Source organism: Deinococcus proteolyticus MRP (assembly GCF_000190555.1).
Taxonomy (GTDB): domain Bacteria; phylum Deinococcota; class Deinococci; order Deinococcales; family Deinococcaceae; genus Deinococcus; species Deinococcus proteolyticus.
Map to the genome: position 1 here is coordinate 684329 of NC_015161.1, position 19916 is coordinate 704244.

At 66.4% G+C, this 19916-nt stretch carries 25 protein-coding genes; 9 read left to right on the forward strand and 16 right to left on the reverse strand.

The genetic code is table 11. From position 1 onward, the window contains the following. Window positions 1-19: 19 nt before the first annotated feature. The 3 genes from DEIPR_RS03370 to DEIPR_RS03380 are packed head-to-tail and all read right to left on the reverse strand — an operon-like array spanning window position 20 to window position 1913. Window positions 20-1009: an NAD-dependent epimerase/dehydratase family protein gene (locus DEIPR_RS03370; RefSeq protein ID WP_013614430.1), complete on the reverse strand. Its 990-nt coding sequence runs from the start codon at window positions 1007-1009 to the stop codon at window positions 20-22. Window positions 1010-1043: 34 nt separating this feature from the next. Further along, window positions 1044-1373 (reverse strand): ATP-dependent Clp protease adapter ClpS, encoded by a 330-nt coding sequence (clpS, locus tag DEIPR_RS03375; RefSeq protein ID WP_013614431.1) that lies wholly within the window; start codon window positions 1371-1373, stop codon window positions 1044-1046. Between the two features lie 9 nt (window positions 1374-1382). Then, complete coding sequence (locus tag DEIPR_RS03380) at window positions 1383-1913, reverse strand: GNAT family N-acetyltransferase (protein ID WP_013614432.1); 531 nt, start codon at window positions 1911-1913, stop codon at window positions 1383-1385. A gap of 120 nt (window positions 1914-2033) precedes the next feature. Between DEIPR_RS03380 and DEIPR_RS03385 the strand changes: the two genes are divergently transcribed. Then, window positions 2034-2489, forward strand: coding sequence for a DoxX family membrane protein (locus DEIPR_RS03385; protein ID WP_013614433.1), 456 nt, complete (start codon window positions 2034-2036; stop codon window positions 2487-2489). Here DEIPR_RS03385 and DEIPR_RS03390 read toward each other — a convergent pair. From DEIPR_RS03390 to DEIPR_RS03400, 3 genes are all read right to left on the reverse strand, one after another. Next, window positions 2481-3179 carry a hypothetical protein gene (locus DEIPR_RS03390; protein ID WP_013614434.1) on the reverse strand — a complete coding sequence of 233 codons (699 nt, stop codon included), beginning with the start codon at window positions 3177-3179 and terminating at the stop codon, window positions 2481-2483. The two genes, DEIPR_RS03385 and DEIPR_RS03390, sit on opposite strands and share 9 nt — an antisense overlap. A 2-nt stretch (window positions 3180-3181) precedes the next feature. Then, window positions 3182-4624: an Asp-tRNA(Asn)/Glu-tRNA(Gln) amidotransferase subunit GatB gene (gatB, locus tag DEIPR_RS03395; RefSeq protein WP_013614435.1), complete on the reverse strand. Its 1443-nt coding sequence runs from the start codon at window positions 4622-4624 to the stop codon at window positions 3182-3184. Between the two features lie 124 nt (window positions 4625-4748). After that, window positions 4749-5252 (reverse strand): hypothetical protein, encoded by a 504-nt coding sequence (locus tag DEIPR_RS03400; RefSeq protein WP_013614436.1) that lies wholly within the window; start codon window positions 5250-5252, stop codon window positions 4749-4751. A gap of 99 nt (window positions 5253-5351) precedes the next feature. On the opposite strand from DEIPR_RS03400, the gene DEIPR_RS03405 reads away from it, so the two are divergent. Further along, complete coding sequence (locus tag DEIPR_RS03405) at window positions 5352-6350, forward strand: CPBP family intramembrane glutamic endopeptidase (RefSeq protein WP_013614437.1); 999 nt, start codon at window positions 5352-5354, stop codon at window positions 6348-6350. Here the strand turns inward: DEIPR_RS03405 and DEIPR_RS03410 are convergent. Together DEIPR_RS03410 and DEIPR_RS03415 are read right to left on the reverse strand one after the other, a co-directional pair. Continuing rightward, window positions 6319-6591: a hypothetical protein gene (locus DEIPR_RS03410; RefSeq protein WP_013614438.1), complete on the reverse strand. Its 273-nt coding sequence runs from the start codon at window positions 6589-6591 to the stop codon at window positions 6319-6321. The genes DEIPR_RS03405 and DEIPR_RS03410 overlap by 32 nt on opposite strands. A 12-nt stretch (window positions 6592-6603) precedes the next feature. Further along, window positions 6604-7104 (reverse strand): DUF456 family protein, encoded by a 501-nt coding sequence (locus DEIPR_RS03415; RefSeq protein WP_013614439.1) that lies wholly within the window; start codon window positions 7102-7104, stop codon window positions 6604-6606. A gap of 95 nt (window positions 7105-7199) precedes the next feature. Between DEIPR_RS03415 and DEIPR_RS03420 the strand changes: the two genes are divergently transcribed. The 3 genes from DEIPR_RS03420 to DEIPR_RS03430 all read left to right on the forward strand — a co-directional run bounded on the left by DEIPR_RS03420 (window position 7200) and on the right by DEIPR_RS03430 (window position 9623). Continuing rightward, complete coding sequence (locus DEIPR_RS03420; protein ID WP_013614440.1) at window positions 7200-8381, forward strand: thiolase family protein; 1182 nt, start codon at window positions 7200-7202, stop codon at window positions 8379-8381. Window positions 8382-8385: 4 nt separating this feature from the next. Further along, on the forward strand, window positions 8386-8703 hold the full coding sequence (locus DEIPR_RS03425; protein ID WP_013614441.1) for a YciI family protein: 318 nt from the start codon (window positions 8386-8388) through the stop codon (window positions 8701-8703). An 80-nt stretch (window positions 8704-8783) separates the two neighbouring features. Then, window positions 8784-9623, forward strand: a complete 840-nt coding sequence (locus tag DEIPR_RS03430) for a 3-hydroxyacyl-CoA dehydrogenase family protein (protein WP_013614442.1) — start codon at window positions 8784-8786, stop codon at window positions 9621-9623. A gap of 50 nt (window positions 9624-9673) precedes the next feature. On the opposite strand, the gene DEIPR_RS03435 is transcribed toward DEIPR_RS03430, so the two are convergent. The 6 genes from DEIPR_RS03435 to miaA all read right to left on the reverse strand — a co-directional run bounded on the left by DEIPR_RS03435 (window position 9674) and on the right by miaA (window position 16234). Then, window positions 9674-10210: a GNAT family N-acetyltransferase gene (locus tag DEIPR_RS03435; protein WP_013614443.1), complete on the reverse strand. Its 537-nt coding sequence runs from the start codon at window positions 10208-10210 to the stop codon at window positions 9674-9676. Beyond that, on the reverse strand, window positions 10207-10575 hold the full coding sequence (locus DEIPR_RS13875; protein WP_013614444.1) for a hypothetical protein: 369 nt from the start codon (window positions 10573-10575) through the stop codon (window positions 10207-10209). The genes DEIPR_RS03435 and DEIPR_RS13875 overlap by 4 nt, the downstream gene beginning before the upstream one ends. 257 nt (window positions 10576-10832) lie before the next feature. After that, window positions 10833-12614 carry a translational GTPase TypA gene (typA, locus tag DEIPR_RS03440; RefSeq protein ID WP_013614445.1) on the reverse strand — a complete coding sequence of 594 codons (1782 nt, stop codon included), beginning with the start codon at window positions 12612-12614 and terminating at the stop codon, window positions 10833-10835. A 355-nt stretch (window positions 12615-12969) separates the two neighbouring features. Further along, window positions 12970-13827 (reverse strand): DUF1028 domain-containing protein, encoded by an 858-nt coding sequence (locus DEIPR_RS03445; RefSeq protein WP_013614446.1) that lies wholly within the window; start codon window positions 13825-13827, stop codon window positions 12970-12972. Window positions 13828-13898: 71 nt separating this feature from the next. Further along, window positions 13899-15149 (reverse strand): glucose-1-phosphate adenylyltransferase, encoded by a 1251-nt coding sequence (gene glgC / locus DEIPR_RS03450; RefSeq protein ID WP_013614447.1) that lies wholly within the window; start codon window positions 15147-15149, stop codon window positions 13899-13901. A gap of 161 nt (window positions 15150-15310) precedes the next feature. Next, complete coding sequence (gene miaA / locus DEIPR_RS03455; RefSeq protein ID WP_013614448.1) at window positions 15311-16234, reverse strand: tRNA (adenosine(37)-N6)-dimethylallyltransferase MiaA; 924 nt, start codon at window positions 16232-16234, stop codon at window positions 15311-15313. Window positions 16235-16297: 63 nt separating this feature from the next. Between miaA and DEIPR_RS03460 the strand changes: the two genes are divergently transcribed. The 3 genes from DEIPR_RS03460 to DEIPR_RS03470 are packed head-to-tail and all read left to right on the forward strand — an operon-like array spanning window position 16298 to window position 17531. Then, window positions 16298-16744, forward strand: a complete 447-nt coding sequence (locus tag DEIPR_RS03460) for an Hsp20/alpha crystallin family protein (RefSeq protein WP_013614449.1) — start codon at window positions 16298-16300, stop codon at window positions 16742-16744. Then, entirely contained in the window at window positions 16741-16968 is a 228-nt protein-coding gene (locus DEIPR_RS03465) for an RNA-binding S4 domain-containing protein (protein ID WP_013614450.1), read from the forward strand. Before DEIPR_RS03460 ends, DEIPR_RS03465 begins: the two co-directional genes overlap by 4 nt. Continuing rightward, entirely contained in the window at window positions 16965-17531 is a 567-nt protein-coding gene (locus DEIPR_RS03470; RefSeq protein ID WP_013614451.1) for a DUF1684 domain-containing protein, read from the forward strand. The genes DEIPR_RS03465 and DEIPR_RS03470 overlap by 4 nt, the downstream gene beginning before the upstream one ends. Window positions 17532-17535: 4 nt before the next feature. Here the strand turns inward: DEIPR_RS03470 and DEIPR_RS03475 are convergent, their stop codons facing one another. Continuing rightward, the gene (locus tag DEIPR_RS03475) at window positions 17536-18189 is read right to left on the reverse strand and encodes a ComF family protein (RefSeq protein WP_013614452.1); all 654 of its coding nucleotides are present in this window, start codon (window positions 18187-18189) and stop codon (window positions 17536-17538) included. Between the two features lie 23 nt (window positions 18190-18212). Here DEIPR_RS03475 and DEIPR_RS03480 point away from each other — a divergent pair, with 23 nt between their 5' ends. After that, entirely contained in the window at window positions 18213-18653 is a 441-nt protein-coding gene (locus DEIPR_RS03480) for a 23S rRNA (pseudouridine(1915)-N(3))-methyltransferase RlmH (protein WP_013614453.1), read from the forward strand. 71 nt (window positions 18654-18724) lie between these two features. Here DEIPR_RS03480 and aroC read toward each other — a convergent pair whose 3' ends face one another. Continuing rightward, window positions 18725-19876 carry a chorismate synthase gene (gene aroC, locus DEIPR_RS03485; RefSeq protein ID WP_013614454.1) on the reverse strand — a complete coding sequence of 384 codons (1152 nt, stop codon included), beginning with the start codon at window positions 19874-19876 and terminating at the stop codon, window positions 18725-18727. Window positions 19877-19916: the final 40 nt, after the last annotated feature.

A 19916-nucleotide genomic window follows, 5' to 3' on the forward strand; every position in this document is an offset into this window, starting at 1 on the left:
GTTTGCTTGTCCCGCCCGCTCAGCGTCTGCCGCCGCCCGCTTCCCAGTTCTCCTGCCACCATTTCACCGTGTCCTCGGCCGTCTGGCTGATAGGCCGCACCGTAAAGCCCAGTTCGGTGCGGGCCTTGCTCCAGTCCAGGCGGTAGGGAGCCATCAGGGTTTCCAGGGTGTAGGGAGTCAGCACGGGCCGCACGCCCCGGCGCTTGCTGTCCCACAGGGCCACCTTGGCGAGGGAATGGGCCATGAACAGCGGTATCAGCGTAACCTTGGCGCGGCCGTGCGTCTGGTGCATGACCTGCCGCGCCATCTCGGCCATTTCAATCCACTCGTTGCCCAGCAGATAAACCTGACCGCGCCGGCCCTGCTCCAGCACCAGGCGCAGGCCCTCGGCCACATCGCGCACGTCCACGAAATCGTAGCCGCCCGGCAGCATCACCGTAGAGGGGCGCTCCATCCACTGGCGAATCCCCGTGCCGACCTCGCTGCGTTTGAAGTCGAACGGTCCGAAGACGCCGCTGGGTGCCGCCACCACCGTATCCAGCTCGGACGCGGCGTCCAGCACCAGGCGGGTGGCGGCGGACTTGGTGCGCTCGTAGGGGGCAGAGGTCTGGGGTGCCAGGGGCACCTGCTCATTCAGGAGGGGACCGTCCGGCCGGGCGAAGGCGTGAATGCTGCCCACATACAGCAACCGCTCGACCTTGGCCGCCTTGCTCGCCTCGATGATGTTGCGTGTGCCTTCCACATTGACCCGCTGAATAAGGTCTTCTGCGGCGTCTCCGATACTGACCAGCGAAGCGAGGTGCATGACCCTTGTCACGCCCTCGAAGGCGGCGGGCAGCATTTCGGGGCGGGTGATGTCGGCTTCTGCGATGTCCACATTCAGCCCGGCCAGCGGCGTGCGGTCTTCGCCGGGCAGAACCATCGCACGAATGTCCGTGTAGCCACGCTCCAGCAGATGACGGATCAGGACATTTCCGAGGTGGCCGGCGGCCCCAGTAACTAGCAGCATGAGGCAATTATTCTTCGCCGACTCTACACAACTATCACAGAGCGCCTTTACCTTCCGGCTCCGCCAGCACCCGCAGCGGGTAGCCTTCCTGCCGCGCCAGCTGCGTCACCTGCGCCACCTTGGTCTCCGCGATGTCGCGGGTGTACACGCCCGCCACGCCCTGCCCCTTGTGGTGTACGGCCAGCATAATCAGCTCGGCGTCCTGCTCGGTCTTGCGGAAATACCGCTCCAGCACCAGCACCACGAAGTCCATCGGGGTGTAGTCGTCATTCAGCAGCAGCACCCGCCAGAGCCTCGGCTTTCTGGTCTCGGTGCGCTCCAGCGTCTGCGTGTGGCCTGCGCGGTCGGTGTCGGGGCGGGTCATGGGGTCAGTCTAAGGCTTGACCTGGGCGGGCATTTTCCCCAAGTCCAGCCACATCGCATGGGCCCGCAGCAGCTGCCCGTCCAGACACATGGCGTTCGGCTCGGTGCCCCAGACCTCGAAGCCCAGCGCTTCATACATGCGGCGGGCAGGTTCCTGCGTCTCCATCACGTCCAGGTGCAGGCTGCGCACTCCCGGCAGCTCGCGGGCATAGGCGATGGCGGCGCCTAGCAGTGCCCGCCCTACACCCCGGCCCTGGGCGCAGTTCAGCACGCCCATGCCGAAGATGTCGGCGCGGTGCTGTGACCGTGGGCCTTGTTCGCGTACCAGTGTGCAGATTCCGACCAGAACGCCGCCCTCCCACGCCCCGAAAGTCACGTTTTCCGGGTCGGGCCGCAGGCGCTCGGCGGTGGCATGGAGCGGGCGCTCGGCGAACTCCTCGGCTGTGGTCAGGAACGCGGCGGGCGCTTCCCGCAGCATCTGAAGGCGGGCCGTGCGGTAAGCCTCGGCGTCGGCAGGGGTCAGGGGGCGCAGTTCGGTCATGGCTTAGGGTAGCTGGCCGGGCTCGGCGCGGATATTCGCCGAATGGCCTAGCAGGTGGCGCCGCCGGACTCCACCTTTTGCCGGATGTGGCCGGCCCTGCCTGCCTGTCACACTGCCGGCATGAACAGCTCTCTTCTGGACCGCCCCCAGCGCTGGCTGGCGGCCTGGCAGTCCACCCGGCTGGCCCTGCCGTTCACCTGGCTGACCCGCCTGCTGCTGTGGCTGGCCTTTTTGCCGTCCGGTTGGGTCAAGCTTGTGGGGGAGCCATTCACCGTGCTGCCCCTCAGCGACCCGGTGGGTTATTTCTTCGATGCCATGCACCGCACGGGCACCTACTACCAGTTCATCGGGGCCGCGCAGCTGCTGGCCGGGCTGCTGATTCTGATTCCACGTACGGCAGCCGTGGGGGCCATCCTGTACCTGTGCATCATCACCAACATTTTCGTGATTACGGTCAGCATGAATTTTGGTGGCACACCGGTCATCACGGGGCTGATGCTGCTTGCTGCGCTGTATCTGCTGGCCTGGGAATATCCGCGCTGGCGCAGTCTGCTGGAGCCGGCCCGCCTAGCCTGAGGCCCGCGCTGCTGGCCCGGTCAGGCGCACCGCTTGCAGGGCCAGCAGGGTGGCGGCCACGTCCAGCAGACCCGACAGCCCGTAGACCCACTGGTCGGTCTGCGAGAGGTTCACGCTGAACCCGGTAATCGGGACCACGTTGACCACGGTCATGCCCAGGGCCAGGGCCGCCGAGAGGTTAAGCCAGTCTTCCAGCTGCGCCTTGGCGTGTGCAGGGCCCGGCCCCGTGGCGGCCGGCTGCGGGTCGGCCCAGCGCACCAGCCAGAAAAAGCTCATGTAGCTGGCGATGATGCTGGCTCCCCAGACCGTCATCAGGGCAGTGAGGGCCACCGGGTGTCCCTGCGTGGCGCCGCCGGCCAGGGCCAGGGCAGTGACACCCCACAGCACGCCCCGGAACGTGGTCAGCAGCGGAAAGGCGAACGTCAGGACGCGCCGTACCCGGTCCAGATACTCGCCCGGCACCACGCCCCGGCCCAGGGTCAGCCGGCCCAGCAGCAGCGCCCACCACAGGGTCAGAACGCCAGTGAAAAAGCTATGCCCAGCGTCCAAGTAGCCGGTCGCTGCACTGGGAAGCTCCTTGCTCAGCACGTATCCGGCCACCAGAAACAGGGCCAGCACCTGCGCCCCCAGGGCGACCAGGGCCGCCACGCGCCAGCCGGGGGGCGCCGCCTGGCCCGCATCCGCCGACATCCTCAGCCCTCCAGCCGCTGCGTCAGCAGCTCGCGCACCTGGCCGGGGTTGGCCTTGCCGCCGGTGGCCTTCATCACGGCGCCGAACAGGGCGTTGATGGCCTTCTTGTTGCCCCCGCGCACCTGCGCTGCCGTGTCCGGGTCGGCGGCAATCGCGGCGTCCACGGCGGCTTCCAGTTCGCCTGCGCCGGCTTGTCCCAGCAGGCCCCGCTCCTCCGCCAGGGCGCGGGGCGAGCGGCCCTGCACCACGTCCGGCAGCAGGTCCTTGGCGCTGCGCCCAGTCAGGTCGCCGCTCTCTACCAGCGCCACCAGCTCGGCCAGATGTTCGGGGCGCAGGGCCGCTTTCTCCAGCGTTTCGCCCTCGTCCAGTACGCCGGGCACCTCGGACAGCAGCCAGTTGGCCAGCTTTTGAATAGGTGCCTGACCGGCGGCCAGCGCCCCGTCCAGAAAGCGGCTGAGGTGGACGTCCATGCTCACCGTGCGGGCGTCCGACTCGCGCAGGCCCGCCGCCAGGTAGCGCTCCTGCTTCTCGGCAGGCAGCTCGGGCATCCGCGAGCGCACTGCGGCCACCCACTCGGGGGTGATGTGCAGCTCGGGCAGGTCGGGTTCGGCCATGTAGCGGTAGTCGGCCTCGCCTTCCTTGGTCCGCATCAGGAAGGTCTTGCCGCCGCCTTCGTCCCAGCCCAGCGTGTCCTGGCTGATGGTCTCGCCCGCCGCCAGCCGCCGCGCCTGCCGCTGCCACTCGTAGCTGATGGCCCGCTCCACGCTGCGGAACGAGTTGAGGTTTTTCACCTCCACCTTGGTGCCCCACGGTTCGCCCGGCTTATGCACGCTGATGTTCACGTCGCAGCGCATCTGGCCTTCTTCAGGGCTGGCAAAGCTCACACCCAGGGCGCGGGCAATCGCCTGCACGGTTTCCAGAAAGGCGCGGGCGTGCGGCCCCGACTTGATGTCCGGCTCGGTGACCATCTCAATCAGCGGGGTGCCGGCGCGGTTCAGGTCCAGCTCCGAGTAGGGGGCGTAGGCGGGGTGCAGCAGCTTGCCGGCGTCTTCTTCCAGGTGAGCGCGCGTAATGCCTATCCGGCCCCCCTCTACCTCCAGAAAACCGCCGTGCGCCACGGGCCTATCCCACTGCGACAGCTGAAAGTTCTTGGCCGAGTCGGGGTAGAAGTAATGCTTGCGGTGAAACTGCGTGACCCCTTCCACCGTGCAGTTCAGTCCCAGGCCAAAGCGCAGCGCCAGCTCCAGCGCCTCGGCGTTCAGCACCGGCAGCGTGCCGGGCAGGCCCAGGCTGACCGGGTCGGTAAAACTGTTCGGCTCGGCGCCGTGGTAGTCGGCGGGGCAAGGACTGAGCAGCTTGGAGCGGGTGTTCAGCTGCAGGTGAACTTCCAGCCCAATCACGGCCCTATAGCCGGTCTGCTGAAAAAGGTCGGGGGTGCCGGTCATGTCCAGCAGTGTACGGCAGGGCGCAGCTAGAGAGGACAGGGCCAGGGCAGGAAAAACCCCTGGCCGCAGCCAGGGGGCAGGTGAGGTCGGTGGGGCTGGAAGTTCGCCCGCAGGGGCAGGCCGCTTATTTCCAGTTCACGCACTGGCCCTGCTGCCGGCCACTGACCGAGTTGTTGTAAAAGGAGTAGGTCCAGCGGTTCCCGGCGCACTCCAGGTCGCCGCCGACCGCGTTGGCCGCGAACGCCATCCGGCCCCGGTTGTCCTCAAACTCCACGTCACCGCGCACCCGGTTGTTGCGCAGCTGCCCGCCCTGCCCGCGCTCCAGGCTCAGGTCGCCCTGAATCAGCGTGCCGAGAATGCTGGCCTGCGCGTATTCCTTGCCTTCCACGTCGCCGGTCACCGTGGAGTTGCGCAGCACCAGACGGGCACCACGGCCCAGCTCCACATCGCCCTCAATGCGGCTGTTCAGGACAGTGCAGGTGGCTCCGGGGCGCACCTGCAAGTCGCCGCGCACCGTGCGGCTGTTCAGGTTGCCGGCACAGTTCACGCTATCGGCCAGGGCGGTGGGCAGCGCCAGGGCGGCGCTCAGGCTTAGGGTGGTAGGCAGCAGGGCGCGCAGTCGTGTCATGCGTTCAGGCTAGCGCTGGGCCGTTCGGGGGAGGCTGAGCTGAGCTTGAAGGAGGCTTGGCCTTTTCTGAGGTGCTCAGGGCGCTACCCTGAAGGTGCGATGACTCAGCCTGTGTCTCCTTCCGCTCCCGTGACGCCCCCCGCTCCGCCTGCTCCGGCGGTCCCTGCAGGGACAGGCGTTACGGCGCTGGGCGGCAACCGGGCTGCGCTGACCATCCTCCTGATTCAGGCCGTGGGCGGTCCCATCCTGATGACCCGGTTCGGCATGGACACGGTGCTGGCCTTTATCGTGACCATCGCGGTGAACATCACGCTGCTGCTGACGCTGTTCCGGCGTGAGTTCGCGGCGCTGCGGGCCGATTCGCGCTGGCGCACTCCGCCTAGCTGGGGCACGGCGCTGGCCGTATTTGCTGTGGCCTTTATCGCCTCGCGGGCGTGGTCGGCGGCGGCGCTGGCGGTCTTTCCAGACCTGCCGGTGCCCGACACGGTGCCGGCGCTGGCTTCCTCTTCGGCTGGGGCATGGCTGATGGTGCTGACCGGCGGCGTGCTGGTGCCCATCATTGAGGAAATCGCTTTCCGGGGTCTGATGCTGCGCGGCCATGAGCGGGCCGCCGGCTTCGGGGTCGCGGCCCTGACCACCACTTTCGCCTTCGCGCTGGCCCACGGGGTGCCGCTCAGCGTGGCGGGCATCCTGCCGCTGGCCTACGCCCTGGGGCGGCTGGCGCAGCACACCGGCAGCCTCTGGAACAGCGTTATTGTGCATGTGCTGAACAATGCTCTGGTGCTGCTGCTGGTGGCCGCGCTGGGTGACCGGCTCCCGCTGGATGACATGGAAAGCAGCGAAGCGGCGCTCAACAACCTCGGCCCGGCGGTGGCCGCAGGTGCCTTTGCGCTGGGCGCTGGGCTGCTGTGGGTGCTGCACCTGTGGCTGACGCCCCGGCCCGACCCGCAGGAACGCGCGGCTCCTGGCCCCTGGCTGAGCGGAGCCTACGTGCTGATTCTGCTGTTCGGTCTGCTGGGCGCGGCCCTGTCGTTTCCAGAGGTAGGGGAGTGGGTCCGCGGCCTGTTCACGGCCCGTCAGGCCCTGCCGGTTCCCTGAGCGCCGCGACATACGCCTGAGCCGCCACCAGCGAAGCGCCGGAGTACTCCCGGTAGCGCCGCATGGCGGCTGCGTCCTCACCCCGGCGCAGCAGCTCCAGCAGTTCGGCCCGCTGCGCCGGCGAGATGGGCCGGGGCGGGTCGCTGGGTGTTGGTGCCTGGGTCCGTAAAAACAGGGCCAAGCCCAGGTAAACGGCAGTCAGTGCGCCGGCCAGCGCCCAGAACTGGTGCAGTTCGTTCATCTCTTTCCTCCTTCAGAACAGGGACGGCCCCTGGCCCCAGAAGCGCCACAGTGCCCAGAGGCCAATCAGCAGATTCAGCACGAATTTGGCCGCCATGCCGGTCAGCAGGCCCACCAGCGTGCCGAAAGCGCTGCGGGCGGCTTCGTCCACCGGGCGGCGCACCAGCAGCAGCTCGGCGGCGAACGCGCCCAGCAGCGGTCCGACCAGAATACCCAGCGGGCCGAGCAGCAGCCCTGCCAGACTGCCGGCAATAGCACCCCACATGGCCTGCTTGCTGCCGCCGTAGCGCCCGGCGCCCCAGGCGGTGGCGATGTTGTCGGCAAAGCTGGACACCAGGGTCAGGACAACCAGTACCGCCAGAAAGACGGTGTCGCCCGCGCCGCTGTAGCCCTTGAGAAACACGCCGGCCACGCCGCCGATCAGCAGCAGGGCGGTGGCCGGAATCACCGGAATGAAGGTGCCCACCAGGGCCAGCAGCCACAGCACCAGAAAGACGAGGAAGGCGGAGGTCATGACGCTCAGGGTAGCGTCCGGCGGGCCTGCCCGGCCCAGGCCATCCTCTGCCTGTGCCACAAAGGGTAACGCCGGCCTTGAGCTATGCTGGAAGCATGTCAAAATCTGTGATTGTGGCGGCGTCGCGTACGCCGACCGGCAAGTTTTTGGGCGCTCTCAGCGATGTGAAGGCGGTCGAGCTGGGCAGCATCACCCTGGCCGAGACCCTCAAGCGCTCGGGCGTGGACCCGCAGCTGGTAGAAGAAGTGATTATGGGTCAGGTCGTGCAGGCCGGGGCTGGGCAGGCGCCCGCCCGCCAGGCCGCCATCATGGCTGGCGTGCCCGATACGGCCGGGGCGCTCACCATCAACAAGGTCTGCGGCTCGGGCCTCAAGTCGGTGATTCTGGCCGCCCAGAGCATCCGCGCCGGCGACCAGCAGGCAGTGCTGGCCGGTGGCATGGAATCCATGAGCAACGCGCCCTTCTTGCTGCCCGGCGCCCGCAAGGGCTACCGCCTGGGCCACAGCGAGGTGATTGACGCCAACATGTTCGATGGCCTGTGGTGTTCCATCAACGACGAAGGCATGGGCACCACCGCCGAGCGCGTGGCCGACAAGTATGGTGTCACCCGTGAGGAGCAGGACGCTTTCGCCACGGCCAGCCACCGAAAAGCCGTGGCCGCCACCGAAGAAGGCCGCTTCCGGGACGAAATCGTGCCGGTGACCGTGAAGGGCCGCAAGGGCGACACCGTGGTGGACACCGACGAAAGCCCCCGCAGCGACACCAGCGAGGAAACCTTGGCGAAGCTGAAGCCCGCTTTCAAGCAGGGCGGCACGGTGACCGCTGGCAACGCCCCCGGCCTGAACGACGGCGCCGCTTCGCTGATGGTGGTCAGTGAGGAATTCGCCCAGGCCCACGGCCTGACCCCGCTGGCTGAAATCGTGGACTACGCGACCGCTGGCCTGGACCCCAAGTGGATCATGATGACTCCGGTGCCCGCCACCCAGCGGTTGATGGAAAAGCTCAAGATGGACGTGGCCGACGTAGACCTGTGGGAACTGAACGAAGCGTTCAGCGTGCAGAGCCTGGCGGTGGCCCGTGAACTGGGCCTGGACCTGGACCGCGTGAACGTGAACGGCGGCGCGGTGGCGTTGGGGCACCCCATCGGCGCGAGCGGCGCCCGCATTCTGGTCACGCTGCTGCACGCCCTGAAGCAGCAGGACAAGGAATTCGGCGTGGCTACCCTCTGCATGGGCGGCGGCAACGGCCTGGCGCTCGCGGTCAAGCGGTTAGGCTAAGGGCATGACCCAAGCCCCCACCCTCTGGTTTATCGAAAGCACTTATCTCAAGCCCGCAGAGGAGCTGGCCGCTGTGACGCCACTGCACCGCGAGTGGCTGGACGGCCACTACAAAAGCGGCGTGTTCATCACCTCGGGCCGCAAGCAGGATGAAACCGGCGGCGTGATTTTCGCCCAGGCCGAGACTGAGGAGCAGCTGCGCGAGATTTTCGCCACCGACCCATTTGTGGTGCAGGGCTGCTCGGAATACCGCTACGTGCCGTTTACGCCGGTCAAGCGCGGGAAGAGTATCCAGCTGAGTGGCGTGCCGTTGGTAGAGTGAAAGTGTCGAAGGGTCAAAGGGTCTAAGAGATGACCTTTAGACCCTTTGACTTTTAGACAAAGCGACTAAAGGGAGCGACCATGAAATTCGGAGTCATCGGAGCAGGACAGATGGGCGGCGGCATCGCGCAGGTGGCCGCGCAAAGTGGGTTTGATGTGGTGGTCCACGACCAGAAGCAGGAATTTCTGGACCGGGGCCGGGGCGTCATTGAAAAGAGCCTCGCCAAGCTGCATGAAAAAGGCAAGCTAACCGATACGCCAGAGCAGGTGCTGGGGCGCATGACCTTTACCACTGACCTTGCCAGCTTCGCCGACTGTGACCTGGTGGTGGAAGCCATCGTGGAAAACGAAGCGGTCAAGAAGGAACTCTTTAAGCAGTTGGGCGAAATCGTCAAGCCGGAGGGCATCCTCGCCAGCAACACCAGCTCCATTCCCATTACCGCTCTAGCGACGGCTTCGGGCCGCCCGGAGCAGTTCATCGGCATGCACTTCATGAACCCGGTGCCGCTGATGACGCTGGTAGAAGTGATTCGCGGCTACCAGACCAGCGACGCCACCGCCGAGTTCGTCACCAAGACCGCCGAGCAGATGGGCAAGACGCCGCTGGAGTGCAATGACTTCCCCGGCTTCGTGAGCAACCGCATCCTGATGCCGATGCTCAACGAGGCCATTCAGTGCGTGATGGAAGGCGTGGCTGAACCGGAAGCCATTGACGGCATCATGAAACTAGGCATGAACCACCCGATGGGACCGCTCACCCTGGCCGACTTTATCGGGCTGGACACCTGCCTCGCCATCATGGAAGTGCTGCACCAGGGCCTGGGCGACGACAAGTACCGCCCCTCGCCGCTGCTGCGCAAGATGGTGCAAGCCGGACTGCTGGGCCGCAAAAGCGGCGAAGGTTTCTACAAATACAGCTGAGGGGCAGTGGGAAAGGGCGCGGGGGCCAAGGTTGCCCGCGTCCCTTTTCGTTACTGCTCTCCGTGCCCCGGTGCGTCCATCTCCTGCAAGCGCCGCACCACAAAGGTGGCGTCCAGCCAGCGGCCGAACTTATGCCCGGCCTGCGGCAGCCGCCCCGCTTCGCTGAAGCCGTGGCGCTCATGAAAGCGCAGGCTCCCATCGTTCTCTGCGTCCACCACGCCAATCATCAGGTGGTAGCCCTCGGTGGTGGCCTGAGCGATCAGGGCTTCCAGCAGCTGCCCGCCTAAGCCCTGGCCCTGGGCCGCAGGGGAGAGGTACACCGAGTGCTCGACCGTGCGGCTGTAGCCCAACTTGGGCCGAAAGGGGCCGTAGCTGGCCCAGCCGACGACTGCGCCGCCGTCATCCTCTGCCACCAGCACCGGGAAGCCTTCGCGCTGGCGGCCAGCAAACCATTCCTCGCGGCTTTGCAGGCTGACCGGGGTATGGTCGTAGGTGGCGGTGGTGTGCAGCACGGCGTGGTTGTAAATATCCAGAATGGCTGGGAGGTCGGCGGCAGTGGCGGGGCGAATGCTTACGGGGAGGCTCACAAGCCGCAGCCTGTCAGCATGGCACGTTCACCACGGAACTGGACGACCGTGACGGCACTGCCTTCTTTGGCCTTGACCCACACGGCCACCACTTGCTGAGGGGCGTCCAGCATCACTTTGCTGGTATTGCCCAGTCGCTTGTCTGATTCGGCCACATTTTTGGTCAGCAACTTTGCAAAGTCCCCCGCTGTTCCAGTGGTGAACTCTGTTTTGGGCAGGACCAAGCCGCCTAACGGCATCTCGGGGTCACCAAAGCTGGTACAAGTGCGGCCCGTTAGGGCTCTGGCATAGCGGTTAACAAAATTCACCAGCTCATTGGAATAAGCAATGTGCTGAGCACTAGGGCCATAGTGTTGTGCCAACATGGCAGACAAGGTTGGCTGAGCTTGGGCTGAGGCGGAAGGTGCGAGCAGGAGACAAGTGATCAAAGTCAGGGTGGTGGCCCAGATTTGGTGCACATTCTTTTGTAGGCGTGGCATCACTGCATGATGGAGGGGCGCTCACTGAACTGTCAAACGGGTTTGCAGTTCGCAGGTAGCTTGTCCATTTGCCCACTAAAAGAGCCCCAGCGCGGCGGCTGGAGCTCTTTTTCTTCCTTGAAGTGCTTGGCAGGAGGGCCAGATTACTTACGCATGCTGGGGTTCAGGATCTTCTTACGCAGGCGGATGCTGGTGGGGGTCAGTTCCACCAGCTCGTCCTCTGCGATGTACTCCAGGGCGTCTTCCAGGCTCAGGCGGCGCGGGGGCACCAGGGTCAGGGCCTCGTCGGCGCCCGAGGAGCGCACGTTGGTCAGCTTCTTGTTCTTGCAGACGTTCACGTTCATGTCCTGTTCGCGGGCGTTCTCGCCCACGATCATGCCCACGTACACGTCCTGGCCGGCGTCGATGAAGAAGCTGCCACGGTCCTGCAGCTTCCAAATGGAGTAGGCAAAGGCCACGCCGTCTTCCATGCTGACCAGAGAACCGTTCTGGCGGGTCTTGAGGTCGCCGGCGTAGGGCTGGTAGCTGTCGTACACATGGCTGAGGATGCCTTCGCCCTGGGTCATGCTCAGGAACTGGGTGCGGAACCCGAACAGGGCGCGGGAAGGAATCTTGAACTCCACGCGGGTGCGGGTGCCCTGCGGCTCCATGTGCACCATTTGGCCCTTGCGGCTGCCCAGCACGCCGATCACGGTGCTGGCGAACTGCTCGGGCACGTCGATGACCACGTGCTCCACCGGCTCATGGCGCACGCCGTCAATCTCGCGGTAGATCACCTGTGGTGCGCCCACCTGCAGCTCGAAGCCTTCGCGGCGCATGTTTTCCAGCAGGATGGAAATGTGCAGCTCGCCGCGTCCCGACACCTTGAATTCGTCGGGGCGGATTTCTTCCACCTTGAGCGACACGTTGGTCATGATTTCGCGGGCCAGGCGCTCGCTGATCTGGCGGCTGGTCACGAACTTGCCTTCCTTGCCGGCAAAGGGGCTGGTGTTCGGCTGGAAAATCATGCTCACGGTAGGCTCGTCCACGGTGATGATGGGCAGCGCTTCGGGATTGTTCACGTCCGCCACGGTTTCACCGATTTGGGCGTCTTCAATCCCGGCCAGCGCCACGATGTCGCCGGCACCGACCTCATCCACCTCGATGCGCTTGAGGCCCATGTGGGTAAACGGCTGCACCACACGGGTCTTGGTCATGGAGCCGTCTTTGTGCATCAGCTGCACGAATTCGCCCTTTTTCACGGTGCCGCGCTGCACCCGGCCCAGCACGATGCGGCCCAGGTACTCGGAGTAGTCCAGGTTGGTCACGACCATCTGGAAGGGGGCGTCCAGGTCCACCTGGGGCGCTGGGATGTGCTCCAGCACCATCTCGAACAGCTCGTGGAAGTCTTCCTGGGGGTTGTCCAGGTCCTTGAACGCCTTGCCTTCGCGGGCGATGGCGTACAGCACCGGGAAGTCCAGCTGGTCTTCGTTGGCGCCCAGTTCGGCCATCAGGTCGAAGGTCATGTCCACCACATCGGTGGGGCGGGCGTCCTGACGGTCAATCTTGTTGACCACCACGATGGGCTTGAGGCCCAGTTCCAGGGCCTTACGCAGCACGAAGCGGGTCTGGGGCATCGGGCCTTCGGCGGCGTCCACCAGCACCAAGCAGCCGTCCACCATGCCCAGCACGCGTTCCACCTCACCGCCGAAGTCGGCGTGGCCGGGGGTGTCCACGATATTGATTTTGATGCCTTTGTACTCCACGGCAGTGTTCTTCGCCAGGATGGTAATCCCACGCTCGCGTTCGATGTCGTTGGAGTCCATGGCGCGCTCGGCGATTTCCTCGCCGTGCTTGAGTTCCAGGGTCTGCTTGAGTAGCCCGTCCACCAGGGTCGTCTTGCCGTGGTCCACGTGGGCGATGATGGCGATGTTACGGTATTCCATAGTTCTCCTCAAAGGGGGTCAAAAAAGCGCGGCGCGCGGGGGGACTCTGTGGTGGCGGTGGTTCTTACTCTGGCCGCCCGCCGGCTGCTGTGCTGACACCAAAAAAGCCCGCCTGTTCCAGGAGTCTGGCCTCTGATGTTGGCTCAGGTCGGGAAGGCGGGCCACACAGCCTCACAGTGTATCAGACTGCCGGGCGGCGGCGGGTAAGTGGAACGTCAGCCGCAGGCCAGGTAGGCCAGCAGCGCGTAAAGGAATGGCCGGAGAGACGGCGCAGCGGGTTCGCCACTGCCAAGGCTATCTCTCCGCCCTCGGTCCTCAGTCTGTGCGCGCTGGAGGCTGTGCCTGCTGGGCTTCTTCAGGGCTTGCCGAATTTCTCTTGCAGGTACTTCAGGGCCTGGGGGTCGAACTTCCCACCGTCTGCCCAGCGCTCTTCCAGATTTTCGGTGCCGTACAGGTCCCAGGTCGCCTGCTCGGTGGCTGCGTCCCACTCGCCGGCAGCGAAGTTCTGCGCGTAGCCTTCACGCTCCAGCACACCGCGCAGCCAGGTCAGCTCCTCCGCGCTGAGAGGCCGCGTCTCCCCGGGCCGTCCGAACAGCAGGTCGTGGATGTCCAGCAGCCGCTCCAGCTCGGCGCAGGGGTCGGCGTGGTCGTCGGCACGCAGGTTGACCCAGTCGTCGCTGAGACCGCCGTAGCCCCGGCCCTGACCGGCGCACAGCAGCGCGGCCGACTGCCGGCCTCTCTTGTCTCCGCCGGCTCGGTCGCCCGCTTGGAGGGCAGCCAGCAGGCGCCGGGGCAGCGGCTGATTTTCGGCCGCCTGCCAGGCGGTCAGCATGGCCTGCGCCACTTCCGGCCCGGTCAGGATGTTGCCCTGAATGGCGTAGTCGGGCCCGCTCAGCCCGCCGGCCCAGGCGTGGCATTCGCTGCCGGTGTAGCTCAGGCTCTGGCCGCTGGCACTGACCAGCCCGAACTGCCGCTGGGCATAGTCGGGGTCGCCTTCTTCGAACCGGGCGGCCACCCCTTCCGGGCTCTGGCCGGCGGCCAGCAGGTCCAGCCCACGCGGGCCAAAGGTGGGGTTGGCGTAGCTCTGGGTGGCGACGGCGCCCACACCGAAACGGACGTAGGGCACCACGGCACCTACCGCCAGAAACTTGCTGGCCACGGCTACGCCCAGGTCGCCGGTCTTGGGGTCACGGCCCACGATGGAAAAAGTCATTTGCTCGCCTCCTATGCGGTAACTGGCCTATGCAGGAGCTGGCCTGTATGGTGTGCGGACTTCCGCGAGTTTCAGGTGCGGTTGAACTGGTAGCCCTTGGGCACCACCACCACGCCACCTTCGCTGACTGTGAACCCACGGGCGCGGTCCTCGTCGTGGTCGTAGCCGATACGGGTGTTGGGGGGAATACACACGTCCTTGTCCACAATCACGCGCTTGAGCTGGGTGCCCCGGCCCACTTCCACTCCGTCAAACAGCACGCAGGACTCGACCAGCGAGTAGGAGTTGATCCGGACGTCGCGGCTGAGCACCGAGTCGCGCACCGTGCCGCCCGAGATGATGACGCCGCCGGCCAGAATCGAGTTGAACGCCTGGCCCTTGCGGCCCTCGGACTCGTGCACGAACTTGGCCGGCGGGCTGAACTCGCTGCTGGTCCGCAGCGGCCAGCGGGTGTTGTACAGCCCGAAGTCCGGCTTGACCGACACCAGGTCCATGCTGGCCTCGAAGTAGGCGTCGATGGTGCCCACGTCGCGCCAGTAGGTGTTGGGCAGGTCCTGGCCCGGAATGGGGTTCTGGTGAAAATCGTAGGCCTGCACGTGGTAGTCGCTGCGCAGCGCGTGCGGAATCACGTCCTGCCCGAAGTCGAAGCCCTGGTCGGCGTCGTTGATGGAGATGTCCAGCAGTTCCATCAGGGCCTTGCGGCTGAAGATGTAGTTGCCCATGCTGGTCAGCGCTGTCTCAGGGTCTTCAGGCATGCCGGGAGGGTCGGCGGGCTTTTCCATGAATTCCCGAATGCGGCCCGTCTCGTCTATCCCCATCACGCCGAAGCGGTGCGCCTCGCTGCGCGGCATCGGGTAGGCAGCGATGGAAATATCGGCCTTGGAGTCGATGTGCTTTTGCAGCATGTCTTCCAGGTTCATCTTGTAGATATGGTCGCCGCTCAGAATCGCCACGTAGTCGGCATCGAAGTCGCGGACCAGGTTCAGGTTCTGGTACACGGCGTCGGCGGTGCCCCGGTACCAGGCCGAGCCCAGCTCTTCGTACAGGGTCATCTGGGCCGGAACCACCGTAATGAAGTAGTCGGGCAAGAAAGTGCCGAAGCGCCAGCCCCGCGAGATGTGCTCGGTCAGGCTCTGGGCCTTGTACTGGGTCAGCACATAGACCGAGAATATGCCCGAGTTGATGAGATTGTTGATGGCAAAGTCAATGATGCGGTATTTGCTGGCAAACGGCACCGAAGGCTTGGAGCGCAGCGAAGTGAGTGGTGCCAGCCGTGAGCCCTGCCCACCGGCCAGAATCATTCCGAGTACACGTGGTTTCATATCAAGAACTTCCTTTCGCCGGATACGTCTCCGCTGCTGCTGGCCCGTCTGCTCGAGGCATGCAACGCAGGTCAACTTCCGCCGCTGTAAGTGATTTGTTTGAAAGCAGTCTAGCGCTGCCTTTTCGCACGGTGGCGTAGGCGAAGTTGCCTTTATCTATCTCAGAGTCCGTGTCTGGTGCCCAGCAGCTGGCGCAGGGCAGCTTCGGCCGCCTGCGCGGTCAGCAGCTCCGCACCCAGCTGCGTGCGGATAAAGGTGCGCTGCCGCTTGGCATAGCGCCGAGTGGCCCCGGTGATGGCGGCGGCGGCCTGCTCCAGGGTCACTTCACCCTGGGCCAGGGCCAGCGCTTCGCGGTAGCCCAGGGCCTGCCAGGCAGTGGGCAGGGGGGAGGTGTCTGGAGGCACCTGCTCTGCCAGCCACTGCGCCTCCTGCGGCCAGCCGGCGGCCAACAGTGCCTGTGTCCGCTGCGCGATGCGGGCGTCCAGCTCCGGCAGCGGCGGGCTGAAGGCGAACACCTGCGCGGCGAAGCGTGGCCCTCGCCACCCGAAGTCGGCCGGAAAGTGCCCGCTACGCCGGTACACTTCCAGCGCCCGCACCACCCGGCGTGGATTGCGCTCCATTCTAGGCAGCTGGTCGGGGCGCACGGCGGCGATGTCGGCCAGCAGGGCGTCCAGGCCACGCTCTGCCAGCTCGGCTTCCACGGCGGCCCGCATTTCTGGGTCGGCGGCGGGGGCCAGCGGCAGCCCGGTGGTGAGTGCCCGCAGATAAAAGCCGGTGCCGCCCACCACCAGCGGGCGGCGGCCCTGCGCCAGCAGCCGGGCGGCAGTGGCCTCGGCGTCGGCCACCCAGCGGGCCACGTCGTAGTTCTCGGTCACGTCCACCACGTCCATCAGGTGGTGGGGCACCTGCGTCCGCTCGGCCGCGCTCGGCTTGGCGGTGCCGATGTCCAGCCCCCGGTACACCGTAAAGGCGTCGGCGCTGATCAGTTCCAGCCCGCAGTCCTGTGCCAGCCGCAGGGCCAGCGCCGATTTGCCCGCAGCGGTGGGGGCGGTGAGAATAGGCAAGCAAGGAAGTGCAGCGGGCATCGCGCTTCAGTGTAGGTCAGCCTGGGCGGCGGCCTGCGCGGCAGATGCGCTAGCGTGAGCGGCATGAACGAACCTACCCTGGCAAGGTTGCAGCAGCTGATGACCGTGCGTGAGGAAGCCGAAGGGCTGCTCGGGTACGGCGAGACCCGTGGCTTTACTCCGGCAGCCGACTGGCTGGACGGGGGCGCTCACCTGACGCTGCTGCTGGACGTGCCGGCGGTGGAAGCCCAGAGCCTGGAAATGGAAGAAGACGGCGACCGCCTGACCGTGGCAGGCGTGCGTACCAGCCTGCCGCCGGGTGCGGGCCGGTTGCTGCAGTCCGAGCGGCGGGCCGGCGCATTCTCGCGTACGCTGGTGTTTCCCGAGCCCGTGGTGCCCGGCAGCGGCGAGGCCAGCCTGGAAGCGGGCGTGCTGCGGGTGCGCTTTACCAAGCTGCACCCCACCATTGACGCCGCCTGCCATGAACTGGACACCGAAGACGAGAAAGAAACCGAAGGAGAACAGCGATGAACGAAGACATCCGTGGGCCGCGCGAATACGGCGACCAGGAGAGCATGGACCTGCAGGACTTCCTGAAAATTGGGGGGCTGGTGGAAACCGGTGGCGAGGCCAAATTCCGCATTCAAGGCGGCGAGGTGCGGCTGAACGGCGAGGTAGAAACCCGCCGCCGCCGCAAGGTGAAACGCGGTGACGTGGTGGAAATCTACGGCGAGCGCGTGGAAGTGAACTGGTGAATGACCTGCACGTTCAGGAGGCCGGCGCTTACGCTGCCGGGCTGCTGGCGTGGTGGGCGGCGCGGGAGCAGGCTTTCCGTGAGGGGCGGGGGCCGCTGCGGGGCGCAGCGCTGGAAGGCTTTGCCGGCCTGAGCCGCTACGTGCCCGACCCTGCCTGGGCCTGGACCCTGCCGGTGCAGCGCCTGGGTGACTTTCCAGCCGAGGTGCAGTTTCCGGCCACGGACGGCGCGGTGAAGTGGTGGGGCGCATTCGGGCAGGTCACTCCGGCGCTCCCAGGAGTTGGGCCGGTTACGCTGACCCTCTATACGCCACTGGGAGAAGAACGCCCAGCCCAGGCCTTCTTACCGTTCCGCGATGTCACCAGCGGTCAGGAAACCTACGGCCTGGGGCGCTACCTGGACGTGCCGCTGAGCTGGGCTGGTGAAAGCGTGTCCGCCCAGCTGGACTTCAACCGCGCCTACTTTCCCAGCTGTGCTTACGGCGAGGGGTTCAGCTGCCCGCTGCCGCCGCAGGAGCACTGGCTGAGTGTGGCGGTGCGGGCAGGCGAACGCTTGCCCGAATAAGGGTTCAGTGCGCGGCCACCGCGTAATAGAACTCCTCTACACCCTGTGCCCGCAGTGCCTCGCGGCAGGCCCGTAGGGTGTGGCCGGTGGTCAGCACGTCGTCCACCAGCAACACAGCTCCTTCTGAAAGCTGCGAGGCGTCGGCGGCAAAGGCCCCGGCCACGTTCTGCCGGCGCTCCTCGCCGCTCAGCTTGGCTTGCTGCTGGGTGCGGCGTTCGCGCCGCAGGGCAGCGGGAGCGTAGGGCACTTGCAGGGTGTCGGCAATGGCGGCGGCCAGCAGGCCGGCCTGATTGAATCCCCGTTCGCGCTCGCGGGCCGGGTGCAGCGGCACCGGCACCACGCCCACCACCTGCCACTGGTCCGGCACGGCCGAAGCCAGCAGCCCGCCCAGCACCGGCGCGACCTCCCGTGCCTGCCCGTATTTCAGCGCCCGCACCGCTCGCCGCACCGGCCCCTGGTAGCGTCCCAGCGTGACCAGATGCGGCTCCTGGAAAGGCGAGAGGGGAGAGTGCCGCTCGACACGCGGGCGCAGTCCGGCGCGGCAGTGCCAGCACAGCCCGGCTGCCTGCCCCAGCTGTCCTCCGCAGCCAGGGCAGGCGCGGGGGAGGGCCAGCCGCAGCCAGTGCGCCAGGCCATGCAGGTCCAGTCTGTTCCGCATGGGTCTAGCGTAGCCTGTAGCCCATGCGCCTGCACCTGATTACCGTGGGAGAACCTCGGCTGAAATACGCCCAGCTGGGCTGGGACGAATACGAAAAGCGCCTGCGCCGTTATCACAAGGTGCAGGTTAGCCGTGTCAGCGGCAAGACCCAGCAGGCCGAAAGCGAGGCGGTGCTGCGGGCGGCAGGACGCGCTCCGCTGGTGCTGCTGGACCCACGTGGTCAGGAGTTCACCTCCGAGGGCCTCAGCGCGTGGCTGGACGCCCAGGCCGTGAGCGGCACCGGCGAGCTGGCCTTCGCCATCGGCGGGCCGGAGGGCCACACCGACGCACTGCGTGCCCAGGCCGCCCGGCTGTGGAGCTTCGGGGGCCTGACCCTCCCGCACGACCTGGCGATGGTGGTGCTGCTGGAAGCCCTGTACCGCGCCAGCACCATCAGCGCGGGCGAGCCGTACCACCGGGGCTAGCGTGTGCGTCTGGCCGTGAAAGCCTACAAGGTGCCTTCGGCCTGCTCCTGCCTGCTCCTGGCCGGGCGCCCTCAGTACTGCGCGGCGTAGGCCCGCGCTGCCGCCACCCGCTCCTGAATCTCTGGCAGGGTGTCGCCGCCGAACTTTTCCAGCACGGCTTCGGCCAGCACCCAGCCGATCACGCACTGGAGGATGACCCCGGCGGCCGGCACGGCCGTGGTGTCGCTGCGTTCGCGGGCCGCGTCGCTGGCCGCGTGGGTCACCACATTCACAGTGGGCAGCGGCCTCATCAGCGTGGCGATGGGCTTCATGGCGACCCGCACAATCAGCTCCTCGCCGTTGGTCATGCCGCCTTCCAACCCGCCGGCGCCGTTGGTCTCGCGGCGGTAGCCCTTCGCCGGGTCCAGATACAGCGCGTCGTGGACCCCGCTGCCGGGGCGGCTGGCGTTCTCGAAGGCGCGGCCGATTTCCACGCCCTTCATGGCCTGCACGCTCATGACCGCACCGGCAATGCGCCCGTCCAGCTTGCGGTCCCAGTGCGTGAAGCTGCCCAGGCCCACCGGTAGCCCCCGGAAGCGCACTTCCAGAATGCCGCCCAGCGTGTCGCCGCTTTCCTTCGCACGGTCAATCTGCTCGCGCATCTGCGCGGCCGCTCCCTCGTCCCAGGTACGCAGGTCGCTGTTCTCGATGGCGTCCAAATGCTCCCAGCTGAAGGGCGAGTCCACCTCCACCGCTGCCAGGCGCCGCACAAAATTGGCGCCCTCGATGCCCAGTTCACCGAGCAGCTTGAGGGCCACACTGCCCACCGCCACCCGCGCCGCCGTCTCACGCGCCGAGGCCCGCTCCAGCACGTCGCGCAAGTCCTTGTGCCGGTACTTGATCCCGCCGGTCAGGTCGGCGTGCCCGGGCCGGGCGTCGGTCAGGGCTTTTTTGCGCGGCCAATTGCCCGCCTCCGGGTCCATGATTTCGGTCCAGTTGCGGTGGTCGCGGTTCTCAATATCCAGCGTGACCGGAGCGCCGGTGGTGACCCCTCCGCGTACACCGCTCATCAGCTGCACCTCATCCGACTCGATGACCATGCGCCGGCCCCGGCCATAGCCGCCCTGGCGCTTTTTCAGCCAGGGGTCAATGTCAGCTTTGCCCAGGGGCAGCTGGGAGGGCAGGCCCTCAATGATGGCGGTCAGGCGCGGCCCGTGGGACTCTCCGGCGGTCAGAAAGCGCATAGCGCACTGTAGCGCACGGAATATACGGCGTACCGGATAT

Bases quoted from the DNA above. Each gene is read 5' to 3' on its own strand.
- DEIPR_RS03370 (WP_013614430.1), bottom strand. From the start codon at position 1,009: ATGCTGCTAGTTACTGGGGCCGCCGGCCACCTCGGAAATGTCCTGATC.
- clpS (WP_013614431.1), bottom strand. From the start codon at position 1,373: ATGACCCGCCCCGACACCGACCGCGCAGGCCACACGCAGACGCTGGAG.
- DEIPR_RS03380 (WP_013614432.1), bottom strand. From the start codon at position 1,913: ATGACCGAACTGCGCCCCCTGACCCCTGCCGACGCCGAGGCTTACCGC.
- DEIPR_RS03385 (WP_013614433.1), top strand. From the start codon at position 2,034: ATGAACAGCTCTCTTCTGGACCGCCCCCAGCGCTGGCTGGCGGCCTGG.
- DEIPR_RS03390 (WP_013614434.1), bottom strand. From the start codon at position 3,179: ATGTCGGCGGATGCGGGCCAGGCGGCGCCCCCCGGCTGGCGCGTGGCG.
- gatB (WP_013614435.1), bottom strand. From the start codon at position 4,624: ATGACCGGCACCCCCGACCTTTTTCAGCAGACCGGCTATAGGGCCGTG.
- DEIPR_RS03400 (WP_013614436.1), bottom strand. From the start codon at position 5,252: ATGACACGACTGCGCGCCCTGCTGCCTACCACCCTAAGCCTGAGCGCC.
- DEIPR_RS03405 (WP_013614437.1), top strand. From the start codon at position 5,352: ATGACTCAGCCTGTGTCTCCTTCCGCTCCCGTGACGCCCCCCGCTCCG.
- DEIPR_RS03410 (WP_013614438.1), bottom strand. From the start codon at position 6,591: ATGAACGAACTGCACCAGTTCTGGGCGCTGGCCGGCGCACTGACTGCC.
- DEIPR_RS03415 (WP_013614439.1), bottom strand. From the start codon at position 7,104: ATGACCTCCGCCTTCCTCGTCTTTCTGGTGCTGTGGCTGCTGGCCCTG.
- DEIPR_RS03420 (WP_013614440.1), top strand. From the start codon at position 7,200: ATGTCAAAATCTGTGATTGTGGCGGCGTCGCGTACGCCGACCGGCAAG.
- DEIPR_RS03425 (WP_013614441.1), top strand. From the start codon at position 8,386: ATGACCCAAGCCCCCACCCTCTGGTTTATCGAAAGCACTTATCTCAAG.
- DEIPR_RS03430 (WP_013614442.1), top strand. From the start codon at position 8,784: ATGAAATTCGGAGTCATCGGAGCAGGACAGATGGGCGGCGGCATCGCG.
- DEIPR_RS13875 (WP_013614444.1), bottom strand. From the start codon at position 10,575: ATGTTGGCACAACACTATGGCCCTAGTGCTCAGCACATTGCTTATTCC.
- typA (WP_013614445.1), bottom strand. From the start codon at position 12,614: ATGGAATACCGTAACATCGCCATCATCGCCCACGTGGACCACGGCAAG.
- DEIPR_RS03445 (WP_013614446.1), bottom strand. From the start codon at position 13,827: ATGACTTTTTCCATCGTGGGCCGTGACCCCAAGACCGGCGACCTGGGC.
- glgC (WP_013614447.1), bottom strand. From the start codon at position 15,149: ATGAAACCACGTGTACTCGGAATGATTCTGGCCGGTGGGCAGGGCTCA.
- miaA (WP_013614448.1), bottom strand. From the start codon at position 16,234: ATGCCCGCTGCACTTCCTTGCTTGCCTATTCTCACCGCCCCCACCGCT.
- DEIPR_RS03460 (WP_013614449.1), top strand. From the start codon at position 16,298: ATGAACGAACCTACCCTGGCAAGGTTGCAGCAGCTGATGACCGTGCGT.
- DEIPR_RS03465 (WP_013614450.1), top strand. From the start codon at position 16,741: ATGAACGAAGACATCCGTGGGCCGCGCGAATACGGCGACCAGGAGAGC.
- DEIPR_RS03475 (WP_013614452.1), bottom strand. From the start codon at position 18,189: ATGCGGAACAGACTGGACCTGCATGGCCTGGCGCACTGGCTGCGGCTG.
- DEIPR_RS03480 (WP_013614453.1), top strand. From the start codon at position 18,213: ATGCGCCTGCACCTGATTACCGTGGGAGAACCTCGGCTGAAATACGCC.
- aroC (WP_013614454.1), bottom strand. From the start codon at position 19,876: ATGCGCTTTCTGACCGCCGGAGAGTCCCACGGGCCGCGCCTGACCGCC.